Annotated in this window: 24 protein-coding genes, 1 pseudogene and 1 riboswitch; of the genes and pseudogenes, 14 read left to right on the top strand and 11 right to left on the bottom strand. The window is 62.5% G+C overall.

Going from position 1 to position 26,344, the window contains the following annotated elements; translation table 11 throughout:
- The first annotated feature begins 10 nt into the window (after positions 1-10).
- The 3 genes from QA637_RS11485 to QA637_RS11475 all read left to right on the top strand — a co-directional run bounded on the left by QA637_RS11485 (position 11) and on the right by QA637_RS11475 (position 2,479).
- Complete coding sequence (locus tag QA637_RS11485; protein WP_153440793.1) at positions 11-820, top strand: ABC transporter ATP-binding protein; 810 nt, start codon at positions 11-13, stop codon at positions 818-820.
- An 11-nt stretch (positions 821-831) separates the two neighbouring features.
- A complete protein-coding gene (locus QA637_RS11480) occupies positions 832-1,665 on the top strand; it encodes an ABC transporter permease (RefSeq protein ID WP_153440792.1) in 834 nt (277 codons plus the stop codon).
- Positions 1,666-1,726: 61 nt separating this feature from the next.
- The gene (locus tag QA637_RS11475) at positions 1,727-2,479 is read left to right on the top strand and encodes an SDR family NAD(P)-dependent oxidoreductase (protein WP_153440791.1); all 753 of its coding nucleotides are present in this window, start codon (positions 1,727-1,729) and stop codon (positions 2,477-2,479) included.
- Positions 2,480-2,496: 17 nt separating this feature from the next.
- Here QA637_RS11475 and QA637_RS11470 read toward each other — a convergent pair whose 3' ends face one another.
- The gene (locus QA637_RS11470; RefSeq protein WP_153440790.1) at positions 2,497-3,291 is read right to left on the bottom strand and encodes a DUF1194 domain-containing protein; all 795 of its coding nucleotides are present in this window, start codon (positions 3,289-3,291) and stop codon (positions 2,497-2,499) included.
- A 350-nt stretch (positions 3,292-3,641) separates the two neighbouring features.
- Here QA637_RS11470 and QA637_RS11465 point away from each other — a divergent pair, with 350 nt between their 5' ends.
- Complete coding sequence (locus QA637_RS11465) at positions 3,642-4,955, top strand: glucoamylase family protein (protein WP_283061486.1); 1,314 nt, start codon at positions 3,642-3,644, stop codon at positions 4,953-4,955.
- Between the two features lie 16 nt (positions 4,956-4,971).
- Positions 4,972-5,823 (top strand): IucA/IucC family C-terminal-domain containing protein, encoded by an 852-nt coding sequence (locus tag QA637_RS11460; RefSeq protein WP_283061484.1) that lies wholly within the window; start codon positions 4,972-4,974, stop codon positions 5,821-5,823.
- Positions 5,824-6,074: 251 nt separating this feature from the next.
- On the opposite strand, the gene QA637_RS11455 is transcribed toward QA637_RS11460, so the two are convergent.
- The 3 genes from QA637_RS11455 to QA637_RS11445 all read right to left on the bottom strand — a co-directional run bounded on the left by QA637_RS11455 (position 6,075) and on the right by QA637_RS11445 (position 8,358).
- The gene (locus QA637_RS11455; protein WP_283061482.1) at positions 6,075-6,863 is read right to left on the bottom strand and encodes a CbtA family protein; all 789 of its coding nucleotides are present in this window, start codon (positions 6,861-6,863) and stop codon (positions 6,075-6,077) included.
- Between the two features lie 317 nt (positions 6,864-7,180).
- Complete coding sequence (locus QA637_RS11450) at positions 7,181-7,357, bottom strand: CbtB domain-containing protein (RefSeq protein WP_136506572.1); 177 nt, start codon at positions 7,355-7,357, stop codon at positions 7,181-7,183.
- A gap of 43 nt (positions 7,358-7,400) precedes the next feature.
- A riboswitch (cobalamin riboswitch) is annotated at positions 7,401-7,667 on the bottom strand.
- A complete protein-coding gene (locus tag QA637_RS11445) occupies positions 7,666-8,358 on the bottom strand; it encodes a TetR/AcrR family transcriptional regulator (protein ID WP_283061481.1) in 693 nt (230 codons plus the stop codon). (Overlaps the previous riboswitch by 2 nt.)
- A 119-nt stretch (positions 8,359-8,477) precedes the next feature.
- On the opposite strand from QA637_RS11445, the gene QA637_RS11440 reads away from it, so the two are divergent.
- Positions 8,478-8,954, top strand: coding sequence for an anthrone oxygenase family protein (locus QA637_RS11440; RefSeq protein WP_153440785.1), 477 nt, complete (start codon positions 8,478-8,480; stop codon positions 8,952-8,954).
- Between the two features lie 12 nt (positions 8,955-8,966).
- Here QA637_RS11440 and QA637_RS11435 read toward each other — a convergent pair.
- Positions 8,967-9,757: pseudogene (locus QA637_RS11435) on the bottom strand (crotonase/enoyl-CoA hydratase family protein).
- Positions 9,758-9,837: 80 nt separating this feature from the next.
- Here QA637_RS11435 and QA637_RS11430 point away from each other — a divergent pair.
- The gene (locus QA637_RS11430) at positions 9,838-10,416 is read left to right on the top strand and encodes a TetR/AcrR family transcriptional regulator (RefSeq protein WP_283061480.1); all 579 of its coding nucleotides are present in this window, start codon (positions 9,838-9,840) and stop codon (positions 10,414-10,416) included.
- Positions 10,417-10,438: 22 nt separating this feature from the next.
- Complete coding sequence (locus tag QA637_RS11425; protein WP_153440782.1) at positions 10,439-10,816, top strand: VOC family protein; 378 nt, start codon at positions 10,439-10,441, stop codon at positions 10,814-10,816.
- 8 nt (positions 10,817-10,824) lie between these two features.
- Here QA637_RS11425 and QA637_RS11420 read toward each other — a convergent pair whose 3' ends face one another.
- A complete protein-coding gene (locus tag QA637_RS11420; protein WP_283061479.1) occupies positions 10,825-12,108 on the bottom strand; it encodes a cystathionine gamma-synthase family protein in 1,284 nt (427 codons plus the stop codon).
- Between the two features lie 121 nt (positions 12,109-12,229).
- Here QA637_RS11420 and QA637_RS11415 point away from each other — a divergent pair, with 121 nt between their 5' ends.
- Positions 12,230-12,688, top strand: a complete 459-nt coding sequence (locus tag QA637_RS11415; protein WP_153440780.1) for an Lrp/AsnC family transcriptional regulator — start codon at positions 12,230-12,232, stop codon at positions 12,686-12,688.
- A gap of 203 nt (positions 12,689-12,891) precedes the next feature.
- Positions 12,892-14,574, top strand: a complete 1,683-nt coding sequence (locus QA637_RS11410) for an alpha/beta hydrolase (protein WP_153440779.1) — start codon at positions 12,892-12,894, stop codon at positions 14,572-14,574.
- A 177-nt stretch (positions 14,575-14,751) separates the two neighbouring features.
- Here QA637_RS11410 and QA637_RS11405 read toward each other — a convergent pair whose 3' ends face one another.
- The gene (locus tag QA637_RS11405) at positions 14,752-15,603 is read right to left on the bottom strand and encodes a LysR family transcriptional regulator (protein WP_153440778.1); all 852 of its coding nucleotides are present in this window, start codon (positions 15,601-15,603) and stop codon (positions 14,752-14,754) included.
- Between the two features lie 126 nt (positions 15,604-15,729).
- Here QA637_RS11405 and QA637_RS11400 point away from each other — a divergent pair, with 126 nt between their 5' ends.
- The 3 genes from QA637_RS11400 to QA637_RS11390 all read left to right on the top strand — a co-directional run bounded on the left by QA637_RS11400 (position 15,730) and on the right by QA637_RS11390 (position 22,479).
- A complete protein-coding gene (locus QA637_RS11400; protein WP_153440777.1) occupies positions 15,730-18,177 on the top strand; it encodes a GcvT family protein in 2,448 nt (815 codons plus the stop codon).
- Positions 18,174-20,621: a GcvT family protein gene (locus tag QA637_RS11395; RefSeq protein ID WP_153440776.1), complete on the top strand. Its 2,448-nt coding sequence runs from the start codon at positions 18,174-18,176 to the stop codon at positions 20,619-20,621. Before QA637_RS11400 ends, QA637_RS11395 begins: the two co-directional genes overlap by 4 nt.
- A gap of 313 nt (positions 20,622-20,934) precedes the next feature.
- A complete protein-coding gene (locus QA637_RS11390; protein WP_283064952.1) occupies positions 20,935-22,479 on the top strand; it encodes a trimethylamine methyltransferase family protein in 1,545 nt (514 codons plus the stop codon).
- Positions 22,480-22,533: 54 nt separating this feature from the next.
- Here the strand turns inward: QA637_RS11390 and QA637_RS11385 are convergent, their stop codons facing one another.
- Positions 22,534-22,977, bottom strand: coding sequence for an Lrp/AsnC family transcriptional regulator (locus QA637_RS11385; RefSeq protein ID WP_234886967.1), 444 nt, complete (start codon positions 22,975-22,977; stop codon positions 22,534-22,536).
- A gap of 114 nt (positions 22,978-23,091) precedes the next feature.
- Here QA637_RS11385 and QA637_RS11380 point away from each other — a divergent pair, with 114 nt between their 5' ends.
- Positions 23,092-23,676 carry a cysteine hydrolase family protein gene (locus tag QA637_RS11380; protein WP_153440774.1) on the top strand — a complete coding sequence of 195 codons (585 nt, stop codon included), beginning with the start codon at positions 23,092-23,094 and terminating at the stop codon, positions 23,674-23,676.
- 107 nt (positions 23,677-23,783) lie between these two features.
- On the opposite strand, the gene QA637_RS11375 is transcribed toward QA637_RS11380, so the two are convergent.
- The 3 genes from QA637_RS11375 to fhuF form a co-directional block, all read right to left on the bottom strand.
- Positions 23,784-24,302 (bottom strand): hypothetical protein, encoded by a 519-nt coding sequence (locus QA637_RS11375; RefSeq protein WP_153440773.1) that lies wholly within the window; start codon positions 24,300-24,302, stop codon positions 23,784-23,786.
- 143 nt (positions 24,303-24,445) lie between these two features.
- Positions 24,446-25,561, bottom strand: coding sequence for an ABC transporter substrate-binding protein (locus tag QA637_RS11370; protein WP_153440796.1), 1,116 nt, complete (start codon positions 25,559-25,561; stop codon positions 24,446-24,448).
- A gap of 24 nt (positions 25,562-25,585) precedes the next feature.
- Complete coding sequence (gene fhuF / locus QA637_RS11365) at positions 25,586-26,341, bottom strand: siderophore-iron reductase FhuF (protein ID WP_153440772.1); 756 nt, start codon at positions 26,339-26,341, stop codon at positions 25,586-25,588.
- Between the last annotated feature and the right edge of the window lie 3 nt (positions 26,342-26,344).

Genomic DNA, 26,344 nt, shown 5'->3' with positions numbered 1-26,344 from the left:
AGGACAACCCATGTTGCAGGCAACGCCGGTCAAGCTGAAGGCCGATAGCGTCAAACTGAATTATTACAATGATCGCACCAAGCGCGATCTGAGTGTACTCGACGGCATCGACTTCAGCGTCAACGAGGGTGAACTCGTCAGCATCGTCGGCCCGAGTGGCTGCGGGAAATCGACTTTTCTCGCCGCCGTCGACGGCCTCGTCTCGATCGATGGCGGCAGAATCCTCATCGACGAACGCGAGGTGACGAAGCCGGGGCCGGATCGCGGCCTCGTCTTCCAGCAGGACTCCCTCTTTCCCTGGCGCACGGTCCAGCGCAACGTCGCCTACGGCTTGGAGATCCAGAAGATCCTGAGCAAGGACGAGATCGCCGCGCGTGCACGCAAGTTCGTCGAGCTCGTCGGGCTCGCCGGGTTCGAGGACAGCTATCCGCGCGAACTTTCCGGCGGCATGCGCCAGCGCGTCAACATCGCAAGGGCACTCGCCGTCGATCCGGAACTGCTGCTGCTCGACGAGCCCTTTGCGGCGCTCGACGCGCAGACGCGCGAATTCATGCAGTTCGAGCTGCTGCGCATTCTCGATCGGGCCCAGAAGACCGGCGTGTTCATCACCCACCAGATCGATGAGGCGATCTTCCTTTCCAACCGCGTCGTCGTGTTTTCCGCACGCCCGGCGAAGGTGAAGGAGATCGTCGAGATCGACCTGCCGAAGGAGCGCACGCTCGATCTGAAGCATACCCCGCGCTTCATGGAGATCTTCCGCCATATCTGGCGGCTGATCGAAGAGGAAAGTGCCCGCATGGGCCTTCTGCGCGTGCATTGAGGGAGCGAGAGATGACATCCGTTACCGAAGAACGAGAAATCCCAAGGCCGCGCAAGTCGGAATTCGCCATCTACGAATTGCTGGTGCGCCACGAGAACGCGCTTCTCGGCAGCTTCACCATGATCGTGGCACTGCTGCTCTGGGAGGCGGTCGTCCGCCTCGACCTGGTCAATCCGCTTTTCACCAGTTCGCCGAGCCGCATCATCGCAACCGGTTATGCGATGTTCGCCGACGGCAGCATCTATCCGCACCTCGCCATCAGCGGACTGGAACTGGTTGTCGGCTATGGGCTGGCGATCATTGTCGGTGTGCCGCTCGGCATCCTGATGGGCTGGTACCGCCGCTTCGACGCCGCTTTCGACCCGATCATTTCGGCGCTCTACGCGACACCACGCATCGCGCTGCTGCCGCTGATCATGATCTGGTTCGGCATCGGCCTCGGTTCGAAGTTCGCGATCATCTTTCTCAGCGCCGTATTTCCGATCCTCATCAACACGACCGCCGGCGTCCAGACCGTCGAACGCGACTACATCAAGGTGGCTCGGTCCTTCGGCGCGAACGACAGGCAGATGTTCCTGACTGTTGCCTTCCCGGCCGCCGTTCCATTCCTGCTGACGGGCTTGCGCCTCGGTCTCGGCCACGCGCTCATCGGCATCGTGGTTGGCGAGATGTACTCGGCACAGGCCGGGGTCGGCTATCTCATCTCCGTCGCCGGCGCCACCTTCCAGACCGACCGGGTCATGTTCGGCATCATCCTGATTGCCGCCGCGGGCGTCGTTCTCACCAACATCCTGAGGATGATCGAACGCCGCTTCGATCGGTGGCGACCGGACAACAAGCTCTAGTCTCCTGGCCGGTCCTCAGCGGCCGGCCGGATCACTCCACACCAAAGAACGGTAGGACAGAATGAAACTGATCGATCAAGTGGCGGTCGTTACCGGCGCTGGCCGGAATATCGGCGAGGCAACGGCGAAGCTTCTGGCAAAGGAGGGCGCGAGCATCGCCGTGACCGACATCGACGCCGAGCGCGCCGGACGCGTCGCGGAGGAGATCCGAGCTGCAGGCGGCAAGGCCGAGGTGTTCCTCGCCAACGTTGCCGACGAAGAAGGCGTGATTTCGCTCGTCAAGGATGTCACCGAGCGCTTCGGCAAGGTCGATATCCTCGTCAACAACGTCGCCATCAGCGACAACAAGCACGTTCTCGACGTGACGAAGGAGGAATGGGACCGGGTAATCGCCGTGACGCTGACTGGCACGTTCCTGATGAGCAAATATTTCGCCCAGCAGATGGTGGCGCAGGGGCACGGCGGCAACATCGTCAATGTCGGCTCGACCTCGGGCTTTTACGGACGCCCGCGCGCCGTCGCCTACACGGCTGCCAAGGCAGGTGTCACCAATCTGTCGCGCTCGCTGGCTATCCAGCTCGCCAAGCACAAGATCCGTGTCAACTGCGTGGTGCCGAACAAGATCGGTTCGCCCGTCGGAAAGGATACGTTCGATCCGAATCGGCCGGTCGTAAACCTGCGCGATCGGCCCGGTGTTCCGGACGATCTCGCCCGCGCCATCCTGTTCCTGGTCTCCCCCGATTCCGACTTCATCGACGGCACAACACTTTTCGTCGACGGCGGCGTTTCCGCGCTGATGCCCGGCAGCGAATAACGACCATTGGATGCACCTTATCGATCGAGTTCGGGATAGATCCGATCGAGAAATCCCGGCCTGAGCTTTTCGCCGATCAGGCAGTCGGCACCGGGCGTCGTGGCCGTGAGCTGCAGGGTGGGCGGCGGGGGCAGGCCGCTCACTTCCAGGATCAGTTTCTGGCGGATCGCGATCGCGAAATCCTCTGGTTCATGGACTGGAAGTACGAAGGATCCCGGTCCGCCAATGACGCATTGCGCGTAGTACTGGTCGAGTGGCCCGGTCGAGACCGAGGGCCGAATGAGGATCGCAAGCCCGTTGATGATGATGCCGCGAGATATGGCGCCGTCGCGGGCGGGTGTGACTGGCGGGCCGGTATTGTTCGGCCCGTCGCCGGAAATGTCTATCACCCGGCGTGCGCCCGAAAAGGCGTTGGAATCGATCAGGTTCGTGCCGAACAGGATCGCGTTGGAGATCGACGTACCGCGGCGCGTGCCGATCGGACGCGCCTCAACCTTCGCGGCGAAGGCTTCGGCGTCCGCGGCATCGTCGATCACCTGCCATGAGACGACCGACTGCTCGTTCACAAGCCCCGCCCACTCGAAATAGCCGATCGCGATCCGCCCGATCAGGCCGCCCTTGACCGCGTTGATGAATTCGGGATGCCGCAGCGCCTGGAGATAGCCGGACCGCTGGACCCGTGCCTCCTCCATGTCCATCGATCCGGACATGTCGACGGCCAGCACCAGTTCCACATCGACATCCGCCTGCATGGCGGCCGAATGGATCGGACTCCCACTGAGGGCCAGGATCAATGCCAACGTGCTCAACATCGCATCAACCGTTTCTGCGCGTGGTCACTTCGGGGGCTGGATGCGGAAATACGAGGCGGTTTGCCCGCACCCTGCACTTCAAAAATCGATCACATCTGTGAGTTTGGATTGCATCACACCAAAATCAAGGCATTGGGAAGAATGTAGCACAGGATTGGCGTTGCGCGACAATTGCGAACGATCGTCTCTACAATATTCGGTGATCACCGATACCCTCCTTGCCCGATTTTACCCTTGAAAGAAATCTAGCGCCGGGCGAAAGGATGCCGCTCTCACAGCGTTAGACATCGCTGACGCAGACGGCACGAGCGCTGCGCCTCTCGCGAAAAAGTGCGTCAGACGGGACCGGGATGCTTCAATCCACCTCTAATAGGGACATTGTGGGGATCGATCGCCTGCAGCGCGCCGCGTTTGGCTATTTTCGCCGGTATTCCGATGCCGGGACAGGTCTCGTCGCGGACACATCGCGCGAGGGATCGCCGTCGAGCATCGCCGCCACAGGCTTCGGGCTGGCCTGCTATCCGGTCGCTGTCGAGCGTGGTTGGATCAGCCGTGGAGATGCTGCGCGTCGTGTGCTGACGGTTTTGCGTTTTCTCGCGACGGGCAGACAGGCAAGCGACGCACGCGCCACCGGCTACCGTGGCCTCTACTATCATTTTCTCGACATGCGCACCGGCGAGCGCACCTGGAACTGTGAGCTTTCGACCATCGACAGCGCTCTGCTCTTTGCCGGCGTGCTGACGGCGACTGCCTATTTCTCCGAGCGCAGGCGGGACGAGATCGAAATCCGCAGCCTTTCCGAACGGCTCTTCGAGCGGGCGGACTGGGCATGGGCGCTCAATCGCGGCGACACGCTGGCGATGGGCTGGCGGCCGCCCGGCCGGTTTCTCAGGTATCGCTGGCGCGGATACAGCGAGGCGCTGTTGCTATATGTGCTGGCGCTGGCCGCGCCGCGCCACGCAATTGCACCCGGGAGCTACGATGCCTTCACCGCGGCCCATGAATGGCTCCCGATCGGCGACACGCGGCATCTTCACGCGGGTGCGCTTTTCATCCACCTCTTTCCCCACGCCTGGATCGATTTTCGCGAGATTCGCGATGCGGGGATGCGCAAGACGGCGAGCGACTATTTCGAGAACACCCGTCGGGCGATCGTGCTTCAGCGCACGCATGCAGAGGAAAATCCAGGCGGCTTTGCCGGCTATAGCCGCGATCTCTGGGGCTTCAGCGCCTGCCATGCGCCGAAAGGGCGGTTACGGCTTCGTGACGGGCGCTGGCAAAGGATGCTCGGCTATGCGGCGCGCGGCGCGCCCTTCGGCGTCGACGACGGGACGCTGGTGCCTTGGGCACCGCTCGCCTGCCTGCCCTTCGAGCCGGAGGCCAGCCTTGAAAGCCTCGGCCATCTTCTCACCCGTTATCCGGCGCTGCTCACTGACGACCGCCTTCCAGGTGGCTTCAATCCGAGCCTGCCGGGTGAGGGCGCAGAGGGGTGGATCGATGACAGGATCGTCGGGCTTGACCAGGGCCTTTCGGTCATGATGATCGAGAACTGGAGAAGCGGATTGCTCTGGGATATCACACGCAGCATTCCTGCCTTTGGCCGAGGACTGCGCCGGGCCGGTTTCGAGGGTGGCTGGCTGTTGGCGGATGGTCCACAAGTCTAAGCGCGACGGAGATGGAATGGAGAATGCGCGGAAGCTGAAGATGGGAGACGCCGCAGGCGAAGGAGAGGCGAGGGCCGCCGTCGCTTGGCTCGACGCCGCGTTTCCCGAGGTTGCCTGCTCGCTAACCCCGGACGAGGACATGCAAGTTCCGTCGGCATTCTGGGCCGAGGGATCGGCCGGCGTCGAGACCTGTCTTTCCTATCAGGAGCGCTTCGGCGCGGGCATGGACAACAAGGTGCGGGCGGCGCATCTTATCGCCTTTTATAGCCATCAACTCAGCCTCGCCGCCGCCGCCATCTATCTCTACAGCGGCCGTATTCCAGACGTCACAGGGTTACGCTTCGAGCACTACGCGCCTCCGCTCAAGGCGGGCGCCGTCGACGCGCGACGGTTTCATTTCTGCATGCAACTCAGCGAAGTCTCCGCCAGCGACCCCGGGGATCCCGAAAGGCTTTTTCACAATCGCTTTGTCGCTCATCTGAGGCCGGTCATCGCACTCTTGAAGCGGCGCTGCGGCCTGTCGCTGCGGGCGCAGTGGCGGCTTGCTGCCGACAGTCTGGCAGGTGCCTTTCTCGAAGTCGGACGACGGTGCGGAACCGAGGAGGAGGCGATCGCGCAGGCGCTGGCGATCGTCAAGCGCGCCGGGTCTCCGCTCCACTCCGAGGCGCTTTGCTACGAGAGGATCAAAGCCACAGGGGAGGGCGGGAAAGAACTTTCGCGGACCTACAGGATGCGCGGCGGGTGCTGCCTCTATTATCGCACCGACGGCGGCAGCTATTGCGACAGCTGCGTGTTGCTTGAGCCGGAGGCCCGTCGCGAACGGCTGCGGGCGCATTTGCTTGAGACTGCTCGCGATCGAACGGGGTGAGTCGGCCCCTCATCCGCCTGCCGGCACCTTCTCCCCGTTTTGACGGGCGAGAAGGACGCGCGTGGCGCCGCCCTCGTGCCTCTCCCCGCGTGCGACCGTGGGCGGCAAGGTGGGTGCGGCGGCGTCTTTTCTAACTCAAGACGTTGCCGCAAGTGGAGACGGATCTATGGTCGTCTCCTCTTCCGCGAGCGGGGAGAGGGCTAGTCCTCGGGTTAAACCCGAGGAGAGGGGCAGCAACGATCAGAATGTGATTAATGCGCCTTGACGAACCGGTCGTTGATGAAGCCGGAAACCACCCCTAGCACGAGCCAGAAGGCAAGCGTGGTCGCGAGCGCGGCGACGGCGAACTCGGCGCCGAGGACGGCGGGTACGTTGCTGGAGATGTCGAGCGGCTGCGGTGCGCCGTAGACCTGCGGTGCGGCAATGAGCACGAGACCCGCGATCTTGGCGACCAGTTCAGGGCGCAGCGCCAGCAGGTAGAGGCCAACCGCCGAAAACAGCACCGTCGCGGCCCACCAGACCTGCCGGTCGCCGAGTTCGGCCGCGGGGAAGCCCGGTAGTTCGGGCGGAAGGCCGATCGCCGGCAGCAGGTGGACGGCAAGCCATCCGAAAGCGCCCCAGGCCGCCCCGTTCGCGAGCGTGATCGGAGAGCCGATCACAAGGCTGACGCCGGCAAGCAGCAGAGAAAATCCGGCGCCCGTCACGAGATTGGCGAGAAGCGTGCCGGAGAAACGGCTCAGGCCGAACATGATGCCGCCTTCCTCGTGATCGCCCTCATGCTCATGCGCATAGGCCGGCGTGACCGGCGAGAGCGCGGAAGCAAGCGCGCCCAGCGGCGAAGTGCTGTTCAGCGACGAATGCTGGTCGTGGCCCGCGGCTGCAGGCTCCTGCGTTGCCGGCTGATCCGCTGCCGGCGCTTCGCCCTCGTATTCTTCGGCGTGCAGGATCAGCGGCACGACGCGCATTTCCTGTGCGGCGGTCATGAAGACGCCGGCAATCAGCCCGGCCACGATCGCGGCCAGAAGTGTCTTGACGATCATTGTCGATATTCCTCAATCCGGCACGTGGCTACTCCGAAGCGCGAACGCCGCACAAACGCCACAGCTGGCGCCATTTCCGGTTTCCATGGATGCAAAACGCCGACGAAGCACGCCGGAGCGCATGCCCAACGGCAAATGCGCTCGCGTGCTATACGCCGGAGAAGCGATCCGCTCTTGTTCGAGATGGAACGCCTGCTGCACGTTTCCTTAAATCGTAGCCGATTTAAGGATAAAAACATGCAGCAATTCAAAGTGCTACAGCGTCCTTTGCGCGTCCGAAAAGACGCGCGGCGCTGTAGTGCGTTCCATGGCATCGATCAGTGGCAGGGGAAGCCGTAGGAATGGCGGGTGTCGTGCGCCGTATCGTGCAGAACGGCCGAATTCGCGAGGCCTGCACCGAAGACGAGGAAGGCGCCGATCAACAGGGCGGAGATGCCCGCGACCAGACGATCGTTAAGGGAGAGCGAAATGCTCGAAGCTGTAGACGTAGCCATGACAACCTCCGTGATGGCGTTGGGACCTTTCCCGGGTTGGGCACTGTGCCCGCATCGCTTGGCAGGTTTCCTGGCTCACGGCGTCAGGTGGTTTGCACCAAGGATTTGCCTCGCCTTCCCAGGATCGAACCGCCCTCTCGCGGTCTTTCCCAGTGGCTTCTTCCGGATCGCTCCGGAATGGCAAATTCACGCCGTTCTACAGTCGCGGGGTCGGCCGTGATTAAGATGCCCAGGTTGGGTCCATCCGTCACGTTCCCGTTTACTCCCGGAACGCGTTCGCTTTCCGAGAACCAATCGATCCCCGATGATTAGGATCGGTCGCGGGCGATGTCAATTGAACTTGCGGCTTCTCCCGTTGCATCCGCGACAAATTCACGAAGGATCATGTGCTTATAGGCCGCGACGATGCGGTCGCCCTGGGGATTGTCGACCGAGACTGCGAGCCGCATCGTGCATTCACCAAGATGCATGATGAGGAAGGCGGCATCTTCGATTCTTTTGCGTGGCGTTTCCGGCTGAACCCTTGCCCAGGTTTCGGCAAGCAAGCGTCCATTTGCCCGGCTTTCGGCGAGTTCGATTTCGCGCAGGGTCTTGTCCGCCTGCATCGCCGACCAGATGTCGCGCATCACCGGCTCGGCGAGAAACATATCGTAGTAGGTGTCGAAGAGCACCGAAAAGGCGCTGCGCAATTCGGCGAGCGTGGTGATTTTGGCGAACTCGTTCGCGATACAGTCCCGGCTGGCGGCATTGTAGCGTTCGGCAAGGGTGCTCACGATCGCCGCCTTGTCGGGAAAATACTGGTAGAGTGAGCCGATGGAGATGCCGGCCATCTCCGCGACCTCGCTCATGCGCATGGCGTCGCTGCCTTTTTTCTCGATCAGCCTGGTGGCGCAGGAGAGGATATGCTCGACGCGCTCGCGGCTGCGCTTCTGGCTCGGCGTGCGGCGAAGGCCTGGTTGCTCTTCCGTTGGCCCCACGCCCGGAGTTTGCTCTTCAATCATGAGTATCGCTCACATTCTAGCTTGACTGGCAAAATACGAGGATTTATCACATTTGCAAATGTGAGGACTGCTCACATCTGCGATGTTCCGGCTGCAGCCGATACCTGGAGTGTTGTGCAATGCTTGCCCTGATTCCCGCTTTGGCTTTCGCCGCCGTCATCGGTTCCGGCCTGATGGCCGGTCTGTTCTTCATCTTCTCGGTCTGCATCATGCAGGCCCTGTCGCGGTTGCCGCCCGAGCAAGGGATTGCCGCGATGAACGCCATCAACGATGTGATCCAGAATCCGCTCTTTCTCACGACTTTCATGGGAACGGCACTTCTCGGGCTGATTCTCGTCGGCGCTGCCTTCTTTACTGGAGGGCAGGGTAGCTGGCTGCTTGCGGCCGGCGGCCTTGTCTATGTCGTCGGAACGTTGCTGGTGACGATCGTCTTCAATGTGCCGTTGAACGATGCGCTTGCGGCAGCCTCAGGGGAGGCCGCTCAAGAGATCTGGCAGAAGCGGTACCTGACGGATTGGGTCTGGTGGAACCACGTCCGGACATTCGCCTCGATCGGAGCGCTGGCACTGTTCGTGCTAGGCTTCGCGCGGAGCTAGCTCTCCAAGGAGTCAGCGTCCGGTGTAATGCGCCTCTCGCCGTTCTTTCCAGGCTAGCAGCCCCTCGGTGAGATCATGGCTCGGCACCATGCGCCCGAATTGTTCGCTCTCGTTCAGCAGGCCTTCGCCGATCGTCATGTTGAGGCCGCGCGTGACCGCGGTGATGATCGCCGCCACCGCAAGGGGCGAGTGTCGTGTGATGCGGAGAGCCAAGGCTCGGGCGGAAGCGATGAGGTCTTCGTGCGGCACGATCTTGTTGACAAGTCCCAGTTCGAGCGCCTGGCTCGCGGAAAATTCGTCTCCGGTGAGAAGCAGTTCGAGCGCGCGCTTGCGGCCGGCGAGGCGCGGCAGGCGCTGGGTACCGCGAAGGTTGGGGGCATGGCAAGCTTGATCTCCGGCTTGGCAAAGCGTGCGCGCTCGCTGGCGATCGCGAGATGGACGGCTTCGGTGATCTCGCAGCCGGCGCCATAGGCAAGGCCGTTGACGGCCGCAATGACGGGCTTCGGCAAGCCTTCCAGCCGGGCGGTGAGCCTTTGTCCGCGCCGCACGAAATCGCGAACGGCTGCATTTACGCCCTGCGCCACGCTGCGGGAAAACTCGTGGATATCGCCGCCGGCTGAAAAGGCGCTCTCTCCGGCGCCAGTGAGGATGACCGCCTGGACGGTGTCGTCGACTTCGATCAGGTCGAGGAGGGAAAGGAGCCGGTCTACTAATTCGTAGTTCAAGGCGTTCAGTTTATCCGGCCGGTTGAGGGTGAGCAGCGCGACGCCGTCGGTGACGTCGAAAAGCACTGTATCGGACATGGCGATCTCCCGTGGCGTTGACGGAAGCAGGCTAGGCGAGCGATAAACAGATGTATATTCACTAGTCGGTATACATGACCATGACAGCCTCTTCCTCCACCCGCGACCGTATTGTTTCCGCCGCAGCCAAGCTTTTCTATGCGGAGGGCATCCGCGCCGTCAGCGTCGAGGCGCTGGCGGAAGCAGCCGGCGTGACGAAGCGCACGCTCTATTATCATTTCGACAGCAAGGACGATCTGATTGCTGCCTATCTCGACGGCCGCGATCAGCCGAACCTCACGCTCTTCCAGAAATGGTTTGCCGAGACCGAGGGCGATGTGGCGACAAAGGTGGAGGGTATCTTTCGCAACCTCGCCCGCGCCGCCCGACACCCGAAATGGAAGGGCTGCGGCTTCCTGCGCACCTCCGCCGAACTGGCGAATATGCCGGGGCATCCCGCGATGCGCATCGGGGCAGCGCATAAGAAGAAATTCGAGAACTGGCTACGCCAGAGCCTCGAAGTGGAGGGGATAGACGGCGCAGGCGTACTTGCGCGTCAGGTTCTACTGCTCCTCGACGGCAGCTTTGCCGTCGTTTTGCTCCATCGCGATCCGAGCTATATGGAGGCAGCGGGAATGGCGGCGGCATCGCTGATCAGAAGCGCGCTGTCCAACCGGTGACGCCGGCCAAATGGAGGAGAGCATGGCAGTCCGACGCATCGTGCCCAATTTTCAGACATCCGATCCGCCGCGTGCGCGCGCTTTTTATGCCGATCTGCTCGGTCTCGAGGTGGTGATGGATCATGGCTGGATCCTCACCTTCGCAGCGAAGGGCGGCTCCGCCATGCCGCAGGTGAGCTTCGCCATCGAAGGCGGCTCGGGAACGCCGGTGCCGGCGCTCTCGATCGAAGTGGATGACGTGGACGAGGTCTATCGGAGCGCGAAGCACGCCGGTACGGAGATCGTCTACGATATCACCGATGAGCCTTGGGGTGTGCGGCGGTTCTTTCTACGCGACCCGTTCGGCAACATCGTCAATATCCTTTCGCATTCAGCGGAGCTCAAATCGCGCCCCGCCTAGGCGAACATTCACACGGTCGTCAGGGCGTTGGCGACGTCGGCCACAAGGTCGTCGGGATGCTCGATGCCGATCGACAGGCGGATAGTCGACTCGAGCACGCCGATCCGCTGGCGCACTTCGATCGGCACGCCCGAATGCGTCATCGCGGCTGGATGGCTTGCAAGCGATTCCGTGCCGCCGAGGCTGACGGCGAGCTTGAAGATCTGCAGCGCGTTCAGGAAGCGGAACGCGGCATCCTGGCCGCCGGCGATGTCGAAGGAGAAGGTCGAGCCGGCGCCGGTCGACTGGGCGGCAAAGACGCGCCCGACAGGTGAGGCCTCGTCGTGGAAGGGGAGGTAATGGATCCGCTCGACCTTCGGATGGTCACGCAGGAACTCGGCGACGATGCGGGCATTGTCGTTCGCCTTGTGCATGCGAACAGCAAGCGTTTCCAGCGAGCGGCCGAGCATCCAGCATGAGTGCGGATCAAGCTGAGTGCCGATCGCGCCGCGCAGCGCCTTGATCTGCTTTATGATGTCCTTCGGCCCAAGCACCGCACCGGCGATGAGATCGGAATGGCCGCCGATATATTTGGTCAGCGAGTAAAGAGAGAGGTCGGCACCGTGGTCGATCGGGTGCTGGAAGACCGGGCCGAGCAGCGTGTTGTCGCAAACGACGATCGGCCGATGCCCCTGTTTTTCGCCGATCGTGTCGGCAACGCGGCGTATCATGGCGATATCGACGAGGCTGTTGGTGGGGTTGGCGGGCGTCTCGACGAGGATGACGGCGACGCGTCCCTTTGTCATCGCCTCTTCTGCCGCTGTCCTGACGGCTGCCTCGTCGATCCCATCGGCAAAACCGACCGCCGAGACGTTGAGATTGAGGAAGGTCTTGGCGAGCAGCGTTTCGGTGCCGCCGTAAAGCGGTTGCGAATGCAGGATGGAGTCACCCGGGCGCACGAAGGCGAGCAGCGTCGTCGCGATTGCCGCCATGCCGGACGAGAAGACGGCGCCGCTTTCGGCCCGCTCAAAGACAGTCAGCCGGTCCTCAACGATTTCGCTGTTTGGATGATTGAAGCGCGAATAGACGAGCCCTGCGCCAACGCCCGCCGGCGGTTCGCGCCGCCCCGAAACGAAATCGAAGAAGTCGCGGCCTTCCTCGGCCGAGCGGAAAACGAACGTGGACGTCAGAAATACCGGCGGCTTGACTGCGCCCTCCGAGAGTTCCGGATCGTAACCATAGTTCAGCATGAGGGTTTCGGGGTGCAGCTTGTGGTTGCCGATGTGGGTCTTGGAAGGATGGGGCGCGGTCATGGCTTTTCTCCTCGAAGGAACTCGACTAACTGCCAAATTATATCAGACGCTTGGACCGATCCTTGCTATTTGCGATCACTTCGCTTTGATGGGAGCAAATATTTGCCGGAGCCGAAGAGATATGACGCAGAAAATTGCCGATGAAATGGATCGCCGGATTTTGAAGGAATTGCTGGCCGACGCCAGGATTACCAACAACGAACTCGCCGAGAGGGTTGGGCTGTCGGCTTCGCCCTGTCTCAGGCGCCTGCGACGGTTGGAGGAAAGCGGCGTCATCCGCGGTTACACAGCGCTCGTCGATCCGGCGATTGAAGGCTGGACGATGACGGCGATCGCGACAGTGCGGCTCAGCCGTCAGCATGAGGACGAGATCGTGATGTTCGAGGAGGCCATCCGCGGCTGGGACGAGGTGCTCGAATGCCACCTTGTCACAGGCTCGCGTGACTATGTGCTGAAGGTTATGAGCGCCGGCCTCGAACAGTATGAGCGCTTCATCAAGGAAAAGATCGCCCGGTTGAAATGTGTCGCCTCGATCGAGACGAGCTTTGTGATGAACACGATCAAGGAGCGGCGCATTTAGAGCGGGATGCGCTTACGTGCGTTCGCGCCGCCGCGCTAAGTGTTTGTTTTTGCCGCATTTGTGCGACGTCAGGTGATTCCACCTGACTGCAAAATGCTCGTGCGCAACAATTGACTGCAAGAGAGTGCGAGGCGACATTGCTCCCTGCGCGTGTCGCCCGCGCCGGACATTCCGGTGATAGTGCCTGTAGAGTGGAGGGTCGCATGGAACACCTTCAACGGACGGACATGTCGAGGCCGGAGCTCTCAAGCCATCCCGCAAGCTTCTGGGATCCGTTTTCTGCGACCGGGCTGCTCGTTGGCGTGCTGTTTTTCGCCGTCTCGCTGACTCCGAGCCTTATCCCGCGGCCCTATCTGATCCAGGGAGCGATATCCGGCCTCTCGCTTGCGGCCGGCTATGCGATCGGCGTGTTCCTGCGCTGGCTCTGGTCCTTTTTCGAGCTGCCCGACGCCTCGCCGCGGCGCCAACACACGCTGAAGATCGTGGCGGGCCTCGTCTGCGGTGCGGCGGTTGCGGTGTTCCTGTGGCAGACCGCGGGATGGCAGAACACCGTCCGAAACATCATGGGACTCGAACCGATCGAAACGGCGGAACCCCTGAAGCTCGGTCTCACCGCCGCGTCGGTCTTCGTCTTGCTCGTCTTTCTGGCGCGGCTGTTCCGGCTGACGTTCCATTTTCTCTCGCGCATGCTGGAGCGCCTTGTGACCCGCCCCATCGCGAGGGCGATCGGCGGGCTCGCAGCGATTGCACTTTTCTGGTCCGTGGCCGATGGCTTGATCTTCAAATTGGCATTGCGTGCCGCCGACAGTTCGTTCCAGACCCTCGATGCCTATATCGATGCCGACGTGCCGCCACCGTCGGATCCGACGAAGACGGGCAGCGCCGCATCGCTGGTCAACTGGGATGAGCTTGGGAGGCAGGGCCGTCAGTTTATCGCCTCCGGCCCGACGGCTGCCGAAATCGGCGCCTTCTTCGGCGGAGAGGCGCAGAACCCCGTACGGGTCTATGTGGGGCTGAATTCTGCCGAGACCGCGAGAGATCGCGCCAAGCTCGCGCTCGAAGAGCTGAAGCGCGCCGGCGGCTTCAAACGCAAGTCGCTGATCGTCGTCGTGCCGACCGGCACGGGCTGGATCGATCCGGCAGCGCTCGATACCGTCGAATACCTGCTGCACGGCGATGTCGCGAGCATCGCAGTCCAGTATTCCTATCTCACAAGCTGGCTGTCACTGCTGGTCGAGCCGGGCTACGGGGCCGACGCTGCCAACGCGTTGTTCGACGAGGTCTACAGCTATTGGCGGACGCTGCCAAAGGACCGGCGGCCTAAGCTCTATCTCCACGGCCTGAGCCTTGGCGCGATGAATTCGCAAGGCTCAGTCGATCTCTTCGACGTCATCAGCGATCCCTTTCAGGGTGCGCTCTGGAGCGGCCCCCCCTTTACGAGCGGGTTGTGGCAATCGGTGACGGCCGATCGCGATCCGAAGTCCCCGGCCTGGCTGCCGCGCTACCGGGACGGTTCGATCATCCGCTTCACGAACCAGAAGAATGCGCTTGATATCCCGGGCGCGCGCTGGGGCGCGATGCGGATTGTCTATCTGCAATATGCGAGCGATCCAGTGACGTTTTTCGATCCCCATTCCTTCTATCGCGAGCCGCAATGGATGGAGGCGCCGCGGGGGCCGGATGTCTCGCCGGCGTTCAGCTGGTTTCCAGTGGTGACCGGGCTGCAGCTTCTCGCCGACATGGCTTTGGCGACGACGTCGCCGATCGGTTACGGCCATGTCTATGCGCCGGAGCACTATATCGATGCCTGGATGGCGGTCACCGATCCGCCGGCGGTCACACCCGAGGATGTCACGCGGCTGAAGGCGCAATTCAAGGAGAGATGAGGGGATGCGCTATACGGCTTCGCCTGCGTTCGCCCCCTCATCCACCTGCCGGCACCTTCTCCCCGCATGCAGGGAGAAGGGATATGCCGCGCCGGCCCCGGGTTCCCTCTCTCCGCGTGCGGGGAGAGGGTTAGGGTGAGGGGCAATTTCCACAACAGTCTTTGTTTGGCCGATGCGCTAAAAACCAAACAGCAGCCCCTCCATTGCCCCGATGATCTTGCGGTGCTGATGCGCATGGCGGGTGCGGAGGCTGGTCGCCGCGTAGATGGCCTGTGGGATGACCGGCGCGTCGGCGACCGTTGCGGCGGCGCCGTCTTCGGAGAGGCGCACGGCGGTGGCCTTCGTTACATAGGCGGCACCGCCGAGGGCGCGAAGCAGCCCGGTGATCGCCATATTCTGCCCGGCGGCAAGCGGCGCGGCGGAAAGATGCGGCAAGGCGAGGCGGTGGGCGCGGTCGAAAGCCGGCGAATAGCTGGAGCGGATATAGGTCTCGGGCTTCACGCCGGCTATGTCGCGGGCTTGTGTGCTGACGAGTATGTAATGCAGTTCGCCGATCCGTTCATAGTGAAGATCGGGCAGGTAGTGGGGCGTATAGAGGATCGCCAGGTCAAGCTCTCCGGCCGCGAGATCGCGGTTCATCTGGTTGGAATAATCCGCCTCCATGTAAATTTCGGTCTGCGGCAGCTCGCGGCGGATGGCGGCCAGCCAGTCTCCGGCAAGGGTCTCGGCGAGATCGTGCTGGATCCCCAGCCGCATCGAACGTTCGAAAGCGCCGGCATTGGCGACCGCGCGCGTTGCTTCATGCCATTGATTTTGAAGTGCTTTCGCGTAGTCGAGAAAGCGCAGGCCCGAAGCAGTCGGTACCGTGCCGCCCTTGCTGCGGGTGAAGAGCTTGCGGTTGAACTGCGCCTCCAGCGCCTTCACGCGATGGGAAACGGTCGACTGCGTGATGTTCAGCCGCTCGGCCGTGCGGTTGAAGCTTCGCGTTTCCATCAGGTCCAGAAATGTCTCAATCAGTTCAACTTGCATCTTTGCGACACGCCGCCTTTAGAACGAGCCGATCCTAATCGAAATCTTCGATCAATAATACCTCGTTCCGCTGCTTGATGGCCTTATTTTCCTCGTCAAATATCCCCTCAAAAGAGGGAACTACGCATGTCGAATTTGCCGTCTCACGCGCGCGTCGTGATCATCGGCGGGGGAGCCGTTGGCGCCTCCTCGCTCTATCATCTTGCCAAGGCCGGCTGGACCGACTGCGTGCTTCTGGAAAAGAACGAGTTGACTGCGGGCTCGACCTGGCATGCGGCCGGCAATGTGCCGACCTTCTCGTCGTCCTGGTCGATCATGAACATGCAGCGCTATTCCGCCGCGCTCTACCGCGAGCTGGGGACGCTGGTCGGCTATCCGATGAACTATCACGTCACCGGGTCGATCCGCCTCGGTCATTCGAAGGAACGGCTGCAGGAGTTCAAGCGCGTCGTCGGCATGGGGCGCTACCAGGGCATGGATCTCGACATCCTGACGCCCGACGAGATGCGCAGCCGCTATCCCTTCCTCGAAACCCACGAGCTGACCGGCGCGCTCTATGATCCCCATGACGGTGATATCGACCCGGCGCAGCTTACCCAGGCGCTCGCCAAGGGCGCGCGCGACCTAGGTGCGAAGATTATCCGCTTCTGTCCCGTCACCGGGGCACGGCGCGAAAACGATGAGTGGGTGATCTCCACGCAGCAAGGCGAGATTCGCTGCGAATACGTCGTCAACGCCGCCGGCTATTATGCCCGCGAGGTCGGCAAGCTGTTCGGACGCGACGTGCCGATGATGGTGATGAGCCATCAATATATTCTGTTCGATGAAATCCCCGAGCTTGCCGCCTGGTCGAAGGAGGCAGGGCACAAGCTGCCGCTGCTCCGCGATGTCGACTCCTCCTATTATCTCCGGCAGGAGAAATACGGCATGAACCTCGGGCCTTACGAGAAGAATTGCCGCGCACACTGGGTAACACCCGACGATCCGATGCCGGAGGATTTCTCCTTCCAGCTCTTTCCGGACGATCTGGAAAGATTGGAATGGTATCTGAACGATGCGGTGGAGCGGGTGCCGATCCTCGGCACGGCGGGCCTTTCGCGCGTCATCAACGGGCCGATCCCCTACGCGCCGGACGGCAATCCGCTGATCGGGCCGATGCCCGGCGTACCCAACGCCTTCGAGGCCTGCGTCTTCACCTTCGGCATTTGCCAGGCGGGTGGGGCAGGCAAGGTGCTCGCAGAATGGGTGACCGAAGGCCAGACGGAATGGGACATGTGGTCCTGCGATCCGCGGCGCTACACCGACTATACCGACCAGGACTATTGCATCGCGAAAGGCATGGAAATCTACGGCCACGAATATGCGATGCATTTTCCGAAACATTACTGGCCGGCAGGCCGCGACAAGAAGCTGTCGCCGATCCACGACCGGATCGCCGCGCTGGGCGCCCAGTTCAAGCCCTATAACGGCTGGGAGCGCGCTATGTGGTATGCAAAGCCCGGCGACGACACTTCCGAGGAAGCGACGCAGACCTGGGACCGCGAAGGGCCGTGGGCAAAACGCATCGAAGCGGAGTGCCTGGCGGTCCGCGATGCGGCCGGTATCCTCGACCTGCCGGGCTTCTCGCGCTTCCGGCTGAAGGGCGAGGGCGCGCGTGAATGGCTCTCCGGCCTCATCACCGGCCGCGTGCCGAAGCCCGGCCGCATCGGCCTGGCCTATTTCGCCGACGACAAGGGCCGCATCGTCACGGAAATGTCGGTGATGGCGATCGAGGAGGATTTCTTCTTTCTGATCACCGCAGCAACGGCGCAATGGCATGACTTCGAGTGGCTGCAGAAACACCGCCCGGCCGGCGCCGCCTTCATCCTCGACGATGTGACAGCGAATTTCTCCTGCCAGATCCTCACCGGACCGAAGTCGCGCGACATCCTTGCTGAAGTGTCCGACGCCGACCTTTCGAAAGGCTGGCTCACGCATCAGACGGCGCATATCGCCGGACGGTATTGCCAGCTCGTTCGGGTCTCCTTCGCCGGCGAGCTCGGCTGGGAAATCCACACGAAGGTGGGTGACACGGCGGCGATCTTCGACGTGGTTTGGGCGGCTGGCCAGAAGCACGGTCTCAAGCCCTTCGGCATGGAGGCGCTCGACAGTCTGCGCATCGAAAAGGGCTATCGCGCCTGGAAGGGCGATCTCTCGACCGACTACACGATTTTGCAGGGCGGGCTCGAACGCTTCGTCGACTGGTCGAAGCCGAGCTTCAAGGGCAAGGCGGCGCTGGAGCGCGAGAAGCAGCAGGGTGTCAGTAAGCGCTTCGTCACTCTAACGGTCGAGGCGGGTGACTGTGACGCGCCTTACATGTCGACGCTATGGTCGGGCGGCGAGGTCGTCGGCGAGACGACCTCCGGAAACTGGGGCTATCGTGTCGGCAAGTCGATCGCGCTCGGCATGTTGCGTGCGGATCTCGCCATACCCGGCCAGGAAATCGAGGTCGAGATTTTCGGTGACCGTTTCAAGGCGGTGGTTCAGCCGGACCAGCCGCTCTGGGATCCCTCGAATGAAAGACTGAGAGCATGACGAAGCCCATTCCTGCAAAAGCCCGTGCTGTCATCATCGGCGGCGGCGTCTCCGGTTGCTCGGTCGCCTACCATCTGTCGAAACTCGGCTGGACGGACGTGGTGCTGCTCGAGCGCAAGCAGCTGACCTCCGGCACGACCTGGCATGCGGCCGGTTTGATCGGCCAGCTTCGCGCCTCGCAGAACATGACCCGGCTCGCGAAATATTCGGCCGACCTCTACGTCAAGCTCGAAGCCGAGACCGGCATCGCCACCGGCATGCGCCAGAACGGGTCGATCACCGTGGCGCTGACGGAAGAGCGCAAGGAAGAGATCTACCGCCAGGCATCTCTCGCCCGTGCGTTCAATGTGGACGTTCGCGAGATCACGCCGAGCGAGGTCAAGGAGCTCTATCCCCATCTCAACACCTCGGACGTGAAGGCGGCCGTGCATCTGCCGCTCGACGGCCAGTGCGATCCGGCCAATATCGCCATGGCGCTTGCCAAGGGCGCCCGCCAGAACGGTGCGACCATCATCGAAGGCGTGAAGGTCACGTCGGTGCTGAAGAAGAATGGCCGCGTTACCGGGGTCACCTGCGAGCAGGACGGCGAGAGCTTCACGATCGAGACCGAGAACGTCGTCAACTGCGCCGGCATGTGGGGCAGAGAGCTTGCCCGGCAAGTAGGGGTCACCGTGCCGCTCCATGCCTGCGAGCATTTCTATATCGTCACCGAGGCAATCCCCGGCCTCGCCCGTCTGCCGGTGCTGCGCGTGCCGGACGAGTGCACCTATTACAAGGAAGATGCCGGCAAGATGCTCGTCGGCGCCTTCGAACTCAAAGCCAAGCCCTGGGGCATGGAGGGCATCCGCGAGGACTTCTGCTTCGACCAGTTGCCGGAGGACTTCGATCATTTCGCGCCGATCCTCGAAATGGCGGTCAACCGCATGCCGATGCTGGAAACGGCGGGCATTCACACCTTCTTCAACGGGCCGGAGAGCTTTACGCCCGATGACCGCTACTATCTCGGCGAGGCGCCGGAGGCGAAGGGCTACTGGGTTGCCGCCGGCTACAATTCGATCGGCATCGTCTCGTCCGGCGGTGCCGGCATGGCGCTGGCACAATGGATGAACGACGGCGAGCCACCCTTCGATCTCTGGGAGGTCGATATCCGTCGCGCGCAGCCGTTCCAGAGAAACCGGAGATATCTCAAGGAGCGCGTGTCTGAAACGCTAGGGCTGCTCTATGCCGACCATTTCCCCTATCGCCAGATGGCGACTGCGCGCGGCGTCCGCCGTTCACCCCTTCATGAACATCTGAAGGCCCGCGGCGCCGTTTTCGGTGAGGTGGCGGGCTGGGAGCGCGCCAACTGGTTCGCACGGGATGGACAGGAGCGCGAATACCGCTACTCCTGGAAGCGCGAGAACTGGTTCGAAAACCAGCGTGCGGAGCATCTTGCCGTTCGCGGCGGCGTCGGTCTTTTTGACATGACATCCTTCGGCAAGATCCGGGTCGAAGGGCGAGACGCACTCTTGTTCCTGCAGCGGCTCTGTGCCAACGAGATGAATGTCGAGCCTGGCCGGATCGTCTACACGCAGATGCTGAATGCGCGCGGCGGCATCGAGAGCGACCTGACGGTTACGCGTCTTTCGGAAAGCGCCTTCTTCCTGGTGGTGCCCGGCGCGACGCTGCAACGCGATCTCGCCTGGCTGCGCAAGCATGTCCGTGACGAATTCGTGGTGATCACCGATGTCACCGCTGCCGAAAGCGTGCTTTGCGTGATGGGCCCGAAGGCACGCGAACTGATGCAGAAGGTCAGTCCCAACGACTTTTCCAATCAGGCGCATCCGTTCGGAACGGCGCGCGAAATCGAAATCGGCATGGGCCTCGCTCGTGCCCACCGCGTCACCTATGTCGGTGAGCTCGGCTGGGAGCTTTATGTCTCCACCGATCAGGCGGCGCATGTGTTTGAGACGCTCGAGGCCGCGGGCGGCGATGTTGGGCTCAAGCTCTGTGGCCTTCATACGCTCGACAGCTGCCGGATCGAGAAGGCGTTCCGCCATTTTGGGCACGACATCACCGATGAGGATCATGTGCTAGAAGCGGGGCTCGGCTTTGCGGTGAAGCCCGAGAAGGGCGATTTCATTGGCCGCGAGGCTGTGCTTGCCAAGCGCGACAAGGGGCTTTCCCGCAGGCTGGTGCAATTCCGGCTCTCCGATCCGGAGCCGCTGCTCTTCCACAACGAAGCGATCGTCCGCGACGGCGAGATCGTCGGCACGATTACGTCCGGCAATTACGGTCATCACCTCGGCGGCGCGATCGGCCTTGGTTATGTGCCCTGCCAAGGGGAGAGCGTCGCGGATGTGCTGGCGTCGAATTACGAGATCGAGATTGCCGGAACGCGGGTCAAGGCCGAGGCTTCATTGAAGCCGATGTACGACCCGAAGGCGGACCGGGTGCGGGCGTAAACGCGAAAAACGATTGCCCCTCATCCGCCTGCCGGCACCTTCTCCCCGCTTTGACGGGGAGAAGGGATATGCCGCGGCCGCGAGCCGAACCTCGCCCTCGGGAGAAGGAACACGCAGCGTCGGCTCGTCCCCTCTCCCCGCGTGCGGGGAGAGGGCTAGGGTGAGGGGCAAAGAGCCAGGCAATGTCGCCCCGAAAGTGTCCAGCGATTTCGGGCCGACGACATACATGAAAACAAGTCTTTAAGCACGTCGCACGGCTCCAATTGAAGCGACACGCTTTGGACGGCGACAGGCGCCATTGGGAGATCGAATGATGGCTGAGGAATGCGCAGTTGCGGTTTCGAGACGGGCAGGCGGACGGGCAGCGCGCGTGGCGCTTCGCTCCGCACCGCTCGCGGAAAACATCCGGCCGGTTCGGCCCGGTCTCCCTGGTGGGCAGTACAAGCCGCTGAGCGAAACGAATGTCCGACGAATCCATGAAGCCGCGCTCGATGCGCTGGAAGAGATCGGCCTTGCCAATGCGCCGAAATCAGGCATCGAGATCATGACCGGTGCCGGCGCCATCCTAGGAGACGACGGACGCATCCGGTTTCCACGCGCGCTGGTCGAGGACATGCTGGCCGTTGCGGCACGGGACATCACACTCTACGCCCGTGATCCGAAGCAGGACCTCGAGCTTAGCGGTACCCGCGTCTATTACGGCACCGCCGGCGCGGCGGTTCACGTTGTCGATGTCGAGAAGCGGGAGTACCGAGAGTCAACCGCGAAGGACCTCTTGAACGCGGCGCAACTCGTGCACCATCTCGACAACGTCCACTTCTTCCAGCGGGCCATGGTCTGCCGCGACATTCCCGACAATTTCCTCATGGACATCAACACGCTCTATGCCTGTTGCGCCGGAACGACCAAACATGTCGGCACCAGCTTTTCCGATCCGTCGCATGTCGAGGGCTGCTTCGATCTGATCCACATGATCGCCGATGGAGAGGAGAAATGGCGGGCGCGGCCGTTCGTCTCCAATTCCAACTGCTTCGTCGTACCGCCGATGAAGTTCGCCGAGGAAAGCTGCGTGACCATGGAGAAATGCATCCGTGGCGGCATGCCGATCCTCCTGCTTTCCGCCGGGCAGGCGGGCGCAACCGCGCCGGCGCCACTTGCGACGGCGATCGTGCAGGCGGTCGCCGAATGTCTGGCGGGCGTCGTCTATGTCAACGCCATGTCCCCCGGCCACCCGGCGGTCTTTGGCACCTGGCCCTTCGTCTCTGACTTGAGGACCGGGGCGATGTCCGGCGGCTCGGGCGAGCAGGCGCTGCTGACGGCCGGCTGCGCGCAGATGCATCAGTTCTATCGTCTGCCGGGCGGGGCTGCCGCCGGCATCGCGGACGCCAAGCTGCCGGACATGCAGGCCGGCTGGGAGCAGGCGATCTCCAACGTGATGGCAGGGCTTTCCGGCCTCAACATGGTCTACGAGGCGGTCGGCATGCACGCGTCGCTTCTCGGCTTCTGCCTGGAATCGCTGGTGCTCGGCGACGACATGCTTGGCCAGGTTCAACGCTGCATCCGCGGCATCGACGTGACCGAGGATTCGATTTCGCTCGAAACCATGCGCTCTGTCTGCCTCGACGGGCCCGGCCACTATCTCGGCCACCCGCAGACGCTCGGGCTGATGCAGACGGAATACATCTATCCGGCCGTCGCCGATCGCACGAGCCCGAAGGAATGGGTGGAGATCGGCCGTCCGGACCTCGTCGCGCGCGCGATCGAGAGGAAGAACCGCATTCTCGCGGAGGCCGCACCTTCGGTGATCGCACCCGAGATCGACCGGGCGATCCGCGATAAATTCAGGATCTATTGCTGACGACAATAGAAGGGCGGTTCCGCTTTCCCGCTTAAGGCGGAATCGCTCGCGCTGTCAGCTTCGGCGGTCGAAGTGCGTCCTGAGCGTCACATGCGTCTGAACAGTGGCGACACCCGGAATCGTGGCGATCTGCCGTCGGATCGTGTCTAGGTCGCCGTTGGAATCGCATTCGACGAGCAACATCAGGTCCGTTGCGCCTGCAAGCGACCAACAACTGACGACATGCGGCATGCCGGAAAGATGCGGCACCACGTGGTCGCAATTCTTGCCGGGCTGGAAGGCGACGGCGACAAGCGCACGCACGACCGGCGATTTGTCCTCCTGACCGAGGCGGATCGTGTAGCCGGCAACCACACCCTTCGCCTCGAGACGCCGCAGCCGCTCATGCGTGGCGCTGCGGGAGAGGCCGGCATGGCGGGCGAGCGCCACAAGACTCTGGCGCGAATCCTTGCGCAATGCGGCGATCAACAGCCGGTCCTTTTCATCGAGTTCGGTCAAATCATCGTCCCCTGCCGGTGCTGCCGGACGAATGTCCGGACCAGGCAACATCATGCTCAGTGAAACCGGACGATAGGGCAGTTACCGTTCAGGAACAACGAAGGAGCCATATCCATGAACAGCTTGAAATTGCCCGACGATGCCATCCTGATACCGATCGACATGCAGCAGGCTTTTGACGCGGCGCCATGGCCGCCGCGCTGGAACGACCGCGTCGATGAGAACGGCCTTACGCTTCTCGCCGCGTGGCGCGCCGCGAAGCGGCCGATCATCCATGTGCGGCACGATAGTGTCGAGGAAGGATCGACGTTGCGTCCGGACCGGCCGGGTAACGCTTTCCGTCCCGGTTTCGAGCCGCAAGTCGACGAGCCGTTGGTCACCAAGAGCGTGAACGCCGCCTTCATCGGCACCGACCTGGACTTGCGGCTCCGGCGTCTCGGCGCCGAGACCGTCGTGCTCTTCGGCATCTCGACGGACATGTGCGTTTCGACATCGGTGCGGGTGGGCGCAAATATCGGATACCGAGTGATCCTTGTGGAGGATGCCTGCGATTGTTTCGATCTGGCGGACGGCGCAAGCGGCGTGGTTCCCGCGCGGGATGTCCATCGCGCGCACGTCGCGACGCTGAGGGCGGAATTCGCTTCGGTCGTGACGACGGGTGAAGTCCTTGCGGCGCTCCGCGGCGCCGAGGCGGCGTGATTGCGAGGATTGGTGGGCGCGGGTCGCCGCCTGAGGCTCGCGCTCCCTCGCTCTTTGAACTTCGCAAATTCCAGACCGAAATCGCTACGCACTTTTATGGAATTGTTCTAACGCGTCGCCGCGCCTCTCACCTGGCTCACCTCGTAGGTCCATTTCGGCGTGGTCGGCGGTTCTCCGTCGCGGAACGGAAAGGTGAGGAACGTCTCGAACGGGCGGCTTTGGCCGCCCGGAACGCGAACGAGGATGAGCGCCGTGTCGTCGCCGATCTGTTCGCAGGCACCGCCGGGGCAGTCTTCGAGCGTGACGGTCAGCCGGAAATATTCGAGAGCCGCGGCGGATCTGTTGTGAACGGTGCCGCGGACGCGGTAGCTCCGCTCGGACTGGTTGCGCTCGAAGGTCACGCCTTCGAGCGCAACGTCCTCGGTCGTTAGCCCGGCAGGGCGGGTTGGCTCAGGCGTGGGCGGTTGTTGGCTGCCACGGTCGCTCAGCCAGATCACGAAGGCGACGATCAGGCCGAGCGCGACGGCAACTGACAGGATCAGCTCCGCCTGGCTGCGAAAACGGCTGTACCGGGCCGCAAGATAGACGATCGCCACCGCGACCAGCAGGACAATCAACCACAGCATGAAGCGCCTCCTCGCGGCACCTTATATGGGGTCGAGCGCGACTGGCAATTGGCAGATGCGCGTGTGCCCGGAGGAAGTGAACCGAATAAGAATCAAGGTGCTAGCTGCCCCAGCGTTCACGCTCATTTCTGGACGCCGATGCACTATTTCCCGCGCTTCAGACTGATCCAGTAACTGCCCTCGAAAGGAACCGCGGCGAAGCGCGTGTTGATTTCGGCAAGGCTCGCCGCTGGATCGACATCCGGAAAAAGGTCTGGGCGCAGCCAGGAGGCGAAGGCTTCCGCCGCGAGGATGTTCAGCGGCACGGCATTGAAGAAATTCCAGAGCCCATAGACGCGTCCGTTGCGTACCGCCGCGATGCTCGTCATCACCGGCGTTCCGACCGCTTCCGCCAGGGTCCGCTCTGCATCTTCCGCCTTCACGCCGGGCCCGATGGAGAAGCCGCTGTATTTTCCGCCCGGCGAAGAGGTCGCGATGTAGACCTCGGGATTTTTGGCCATGATCGCCTCGGCGTTGACCATGCCGCCGGGGCGCGGCAACCTTCCTTCGACGATATTGCGGCTGCCTGTGATGCTGACGAACTCTCCGAGCCCGCCGACACCGTAAGCCCAGCAACAGGCGGCTGCGCCGGGGAACGCTTCCACAAGCACGGTCGGTCCGGGCTCGGGATGCTTCGCAACCCGTTCGCGGATGCGGGCGAGGCGCTCTTCATAGAAGCGGGCGAAATCTTCGGCCTGCTTCTCCCGCCCGAAGATCTTGCCGAGCAGGCGCATGTTGGCGGCGGTGTTCTTCAAGGGATCGCCGTTGAAGTCGACCACGACCACCGGCACGCCGACGCTTTCGAGATAGTCGATCGCACGCTTGCCCGGTTCCGTATCGGCCTGCCAGTTGGCAAGGATCGCGAGGTCGGCCTTCAGCGTCAGGAGCGCCTCGAAGGACAGGCCCGCTCCGCTGCCGTCATCGATCAACGGCACCTCTGCGAGCCTCGGGAACTTGCGGACGAAGCTTTCGTAGATTTCCGGATTGTCGTTCTTCATGTCACCCGACCAGCCGGCGAGGAGGCTTACGGGATCCGGATGGATGAGCGAAACGGCGACGAGGTTGAAACCGCTGCCGAGCAGAACCGCCTTGGGTGGGGCCGGTATTGTCACTTGCCGGCCAACCGCATCGGTGATGCTTATCGGCCATTGGGTTTCCGCCCGCGCGGCGAAGTAGAAGAGTGTCATCGACAGAAGCGCGATGACCCGGATGATGGTCATAAGACCGACGTTAGGACGAGACAATTATTGTTTCCTTTGGCTGGGAAGGGCGCAAAGACTGCCGCAACTCGGGATGCCGGGGAGAAGGTATCTGAGGCAGCAGATCTTGCGTCGGCAGACGGGCGCGCCATCCTCTTCTTCGTGGCGCAGGCAATCGAAGAAGGGGTTGGGCGCGCCGTTCGGCATCAGGCGACAGCCGACTATGGCATCCGCTTGATCGCCCAAGGGTTCGGTTCCGGCCGTTCGAAGCGCATAGTCGATATAGACTGCGGCATTGTTCCAGGCGAGCTTGGGTGAAATTCCGCCGACAGCCTTCAGGTGACCGACGACTTTGGCGAGATGTTCTTCCATCAACGGAGCGAGGACGGAGAAGATTTCTTTCTCGCCGTCCTCCCGCCAGTCGCCGGGTGTGGCGACGCCGAAGGCGCGGGGGAGACCGTCGGCCGACAGCGCCACGGTCATCGCGTCGAACGCGACGGGCAGCGCTTGGTGGTCGAGCACCCGGGCGACGACATAAGGGATTGTGAGACAGGAGAAATAATAGAGCGACCACATGGAGGCGACAGCACGCCGGTCGCTGCCATTCGACGTCTCGGCATAGGTCGAAAGCGCCCGTTCGAAGGCGCCCGAGGCGAAGAACGTGGCGAGCGGGATGCCGTCGGAAAGGTCTTCCGCCAGCATCATCTTCTCGTTACACCAGGCATGCGGGCCGGCAAACGCCCCCGACAGGAGCTTTGCCCCGCCGGCTTCCGCAATGCTTTCATGCCCGCTTGCTGCCATGAC

The organism is Sinorhizobium terangae (genome assembly GCF_029714365.1).
GTDB lineage: Bacteria > Pseudomonadota > Alphaproteobacteria > Rhizobiales > Rhizobiaceae > Sinorhizobium > Sinorhizobium terangae.
The sequence above is the reverse complement of the archived record's forward strand: the minus strand, read 5'-3'. Positions and strand labels throughout refer to the sequence as shown.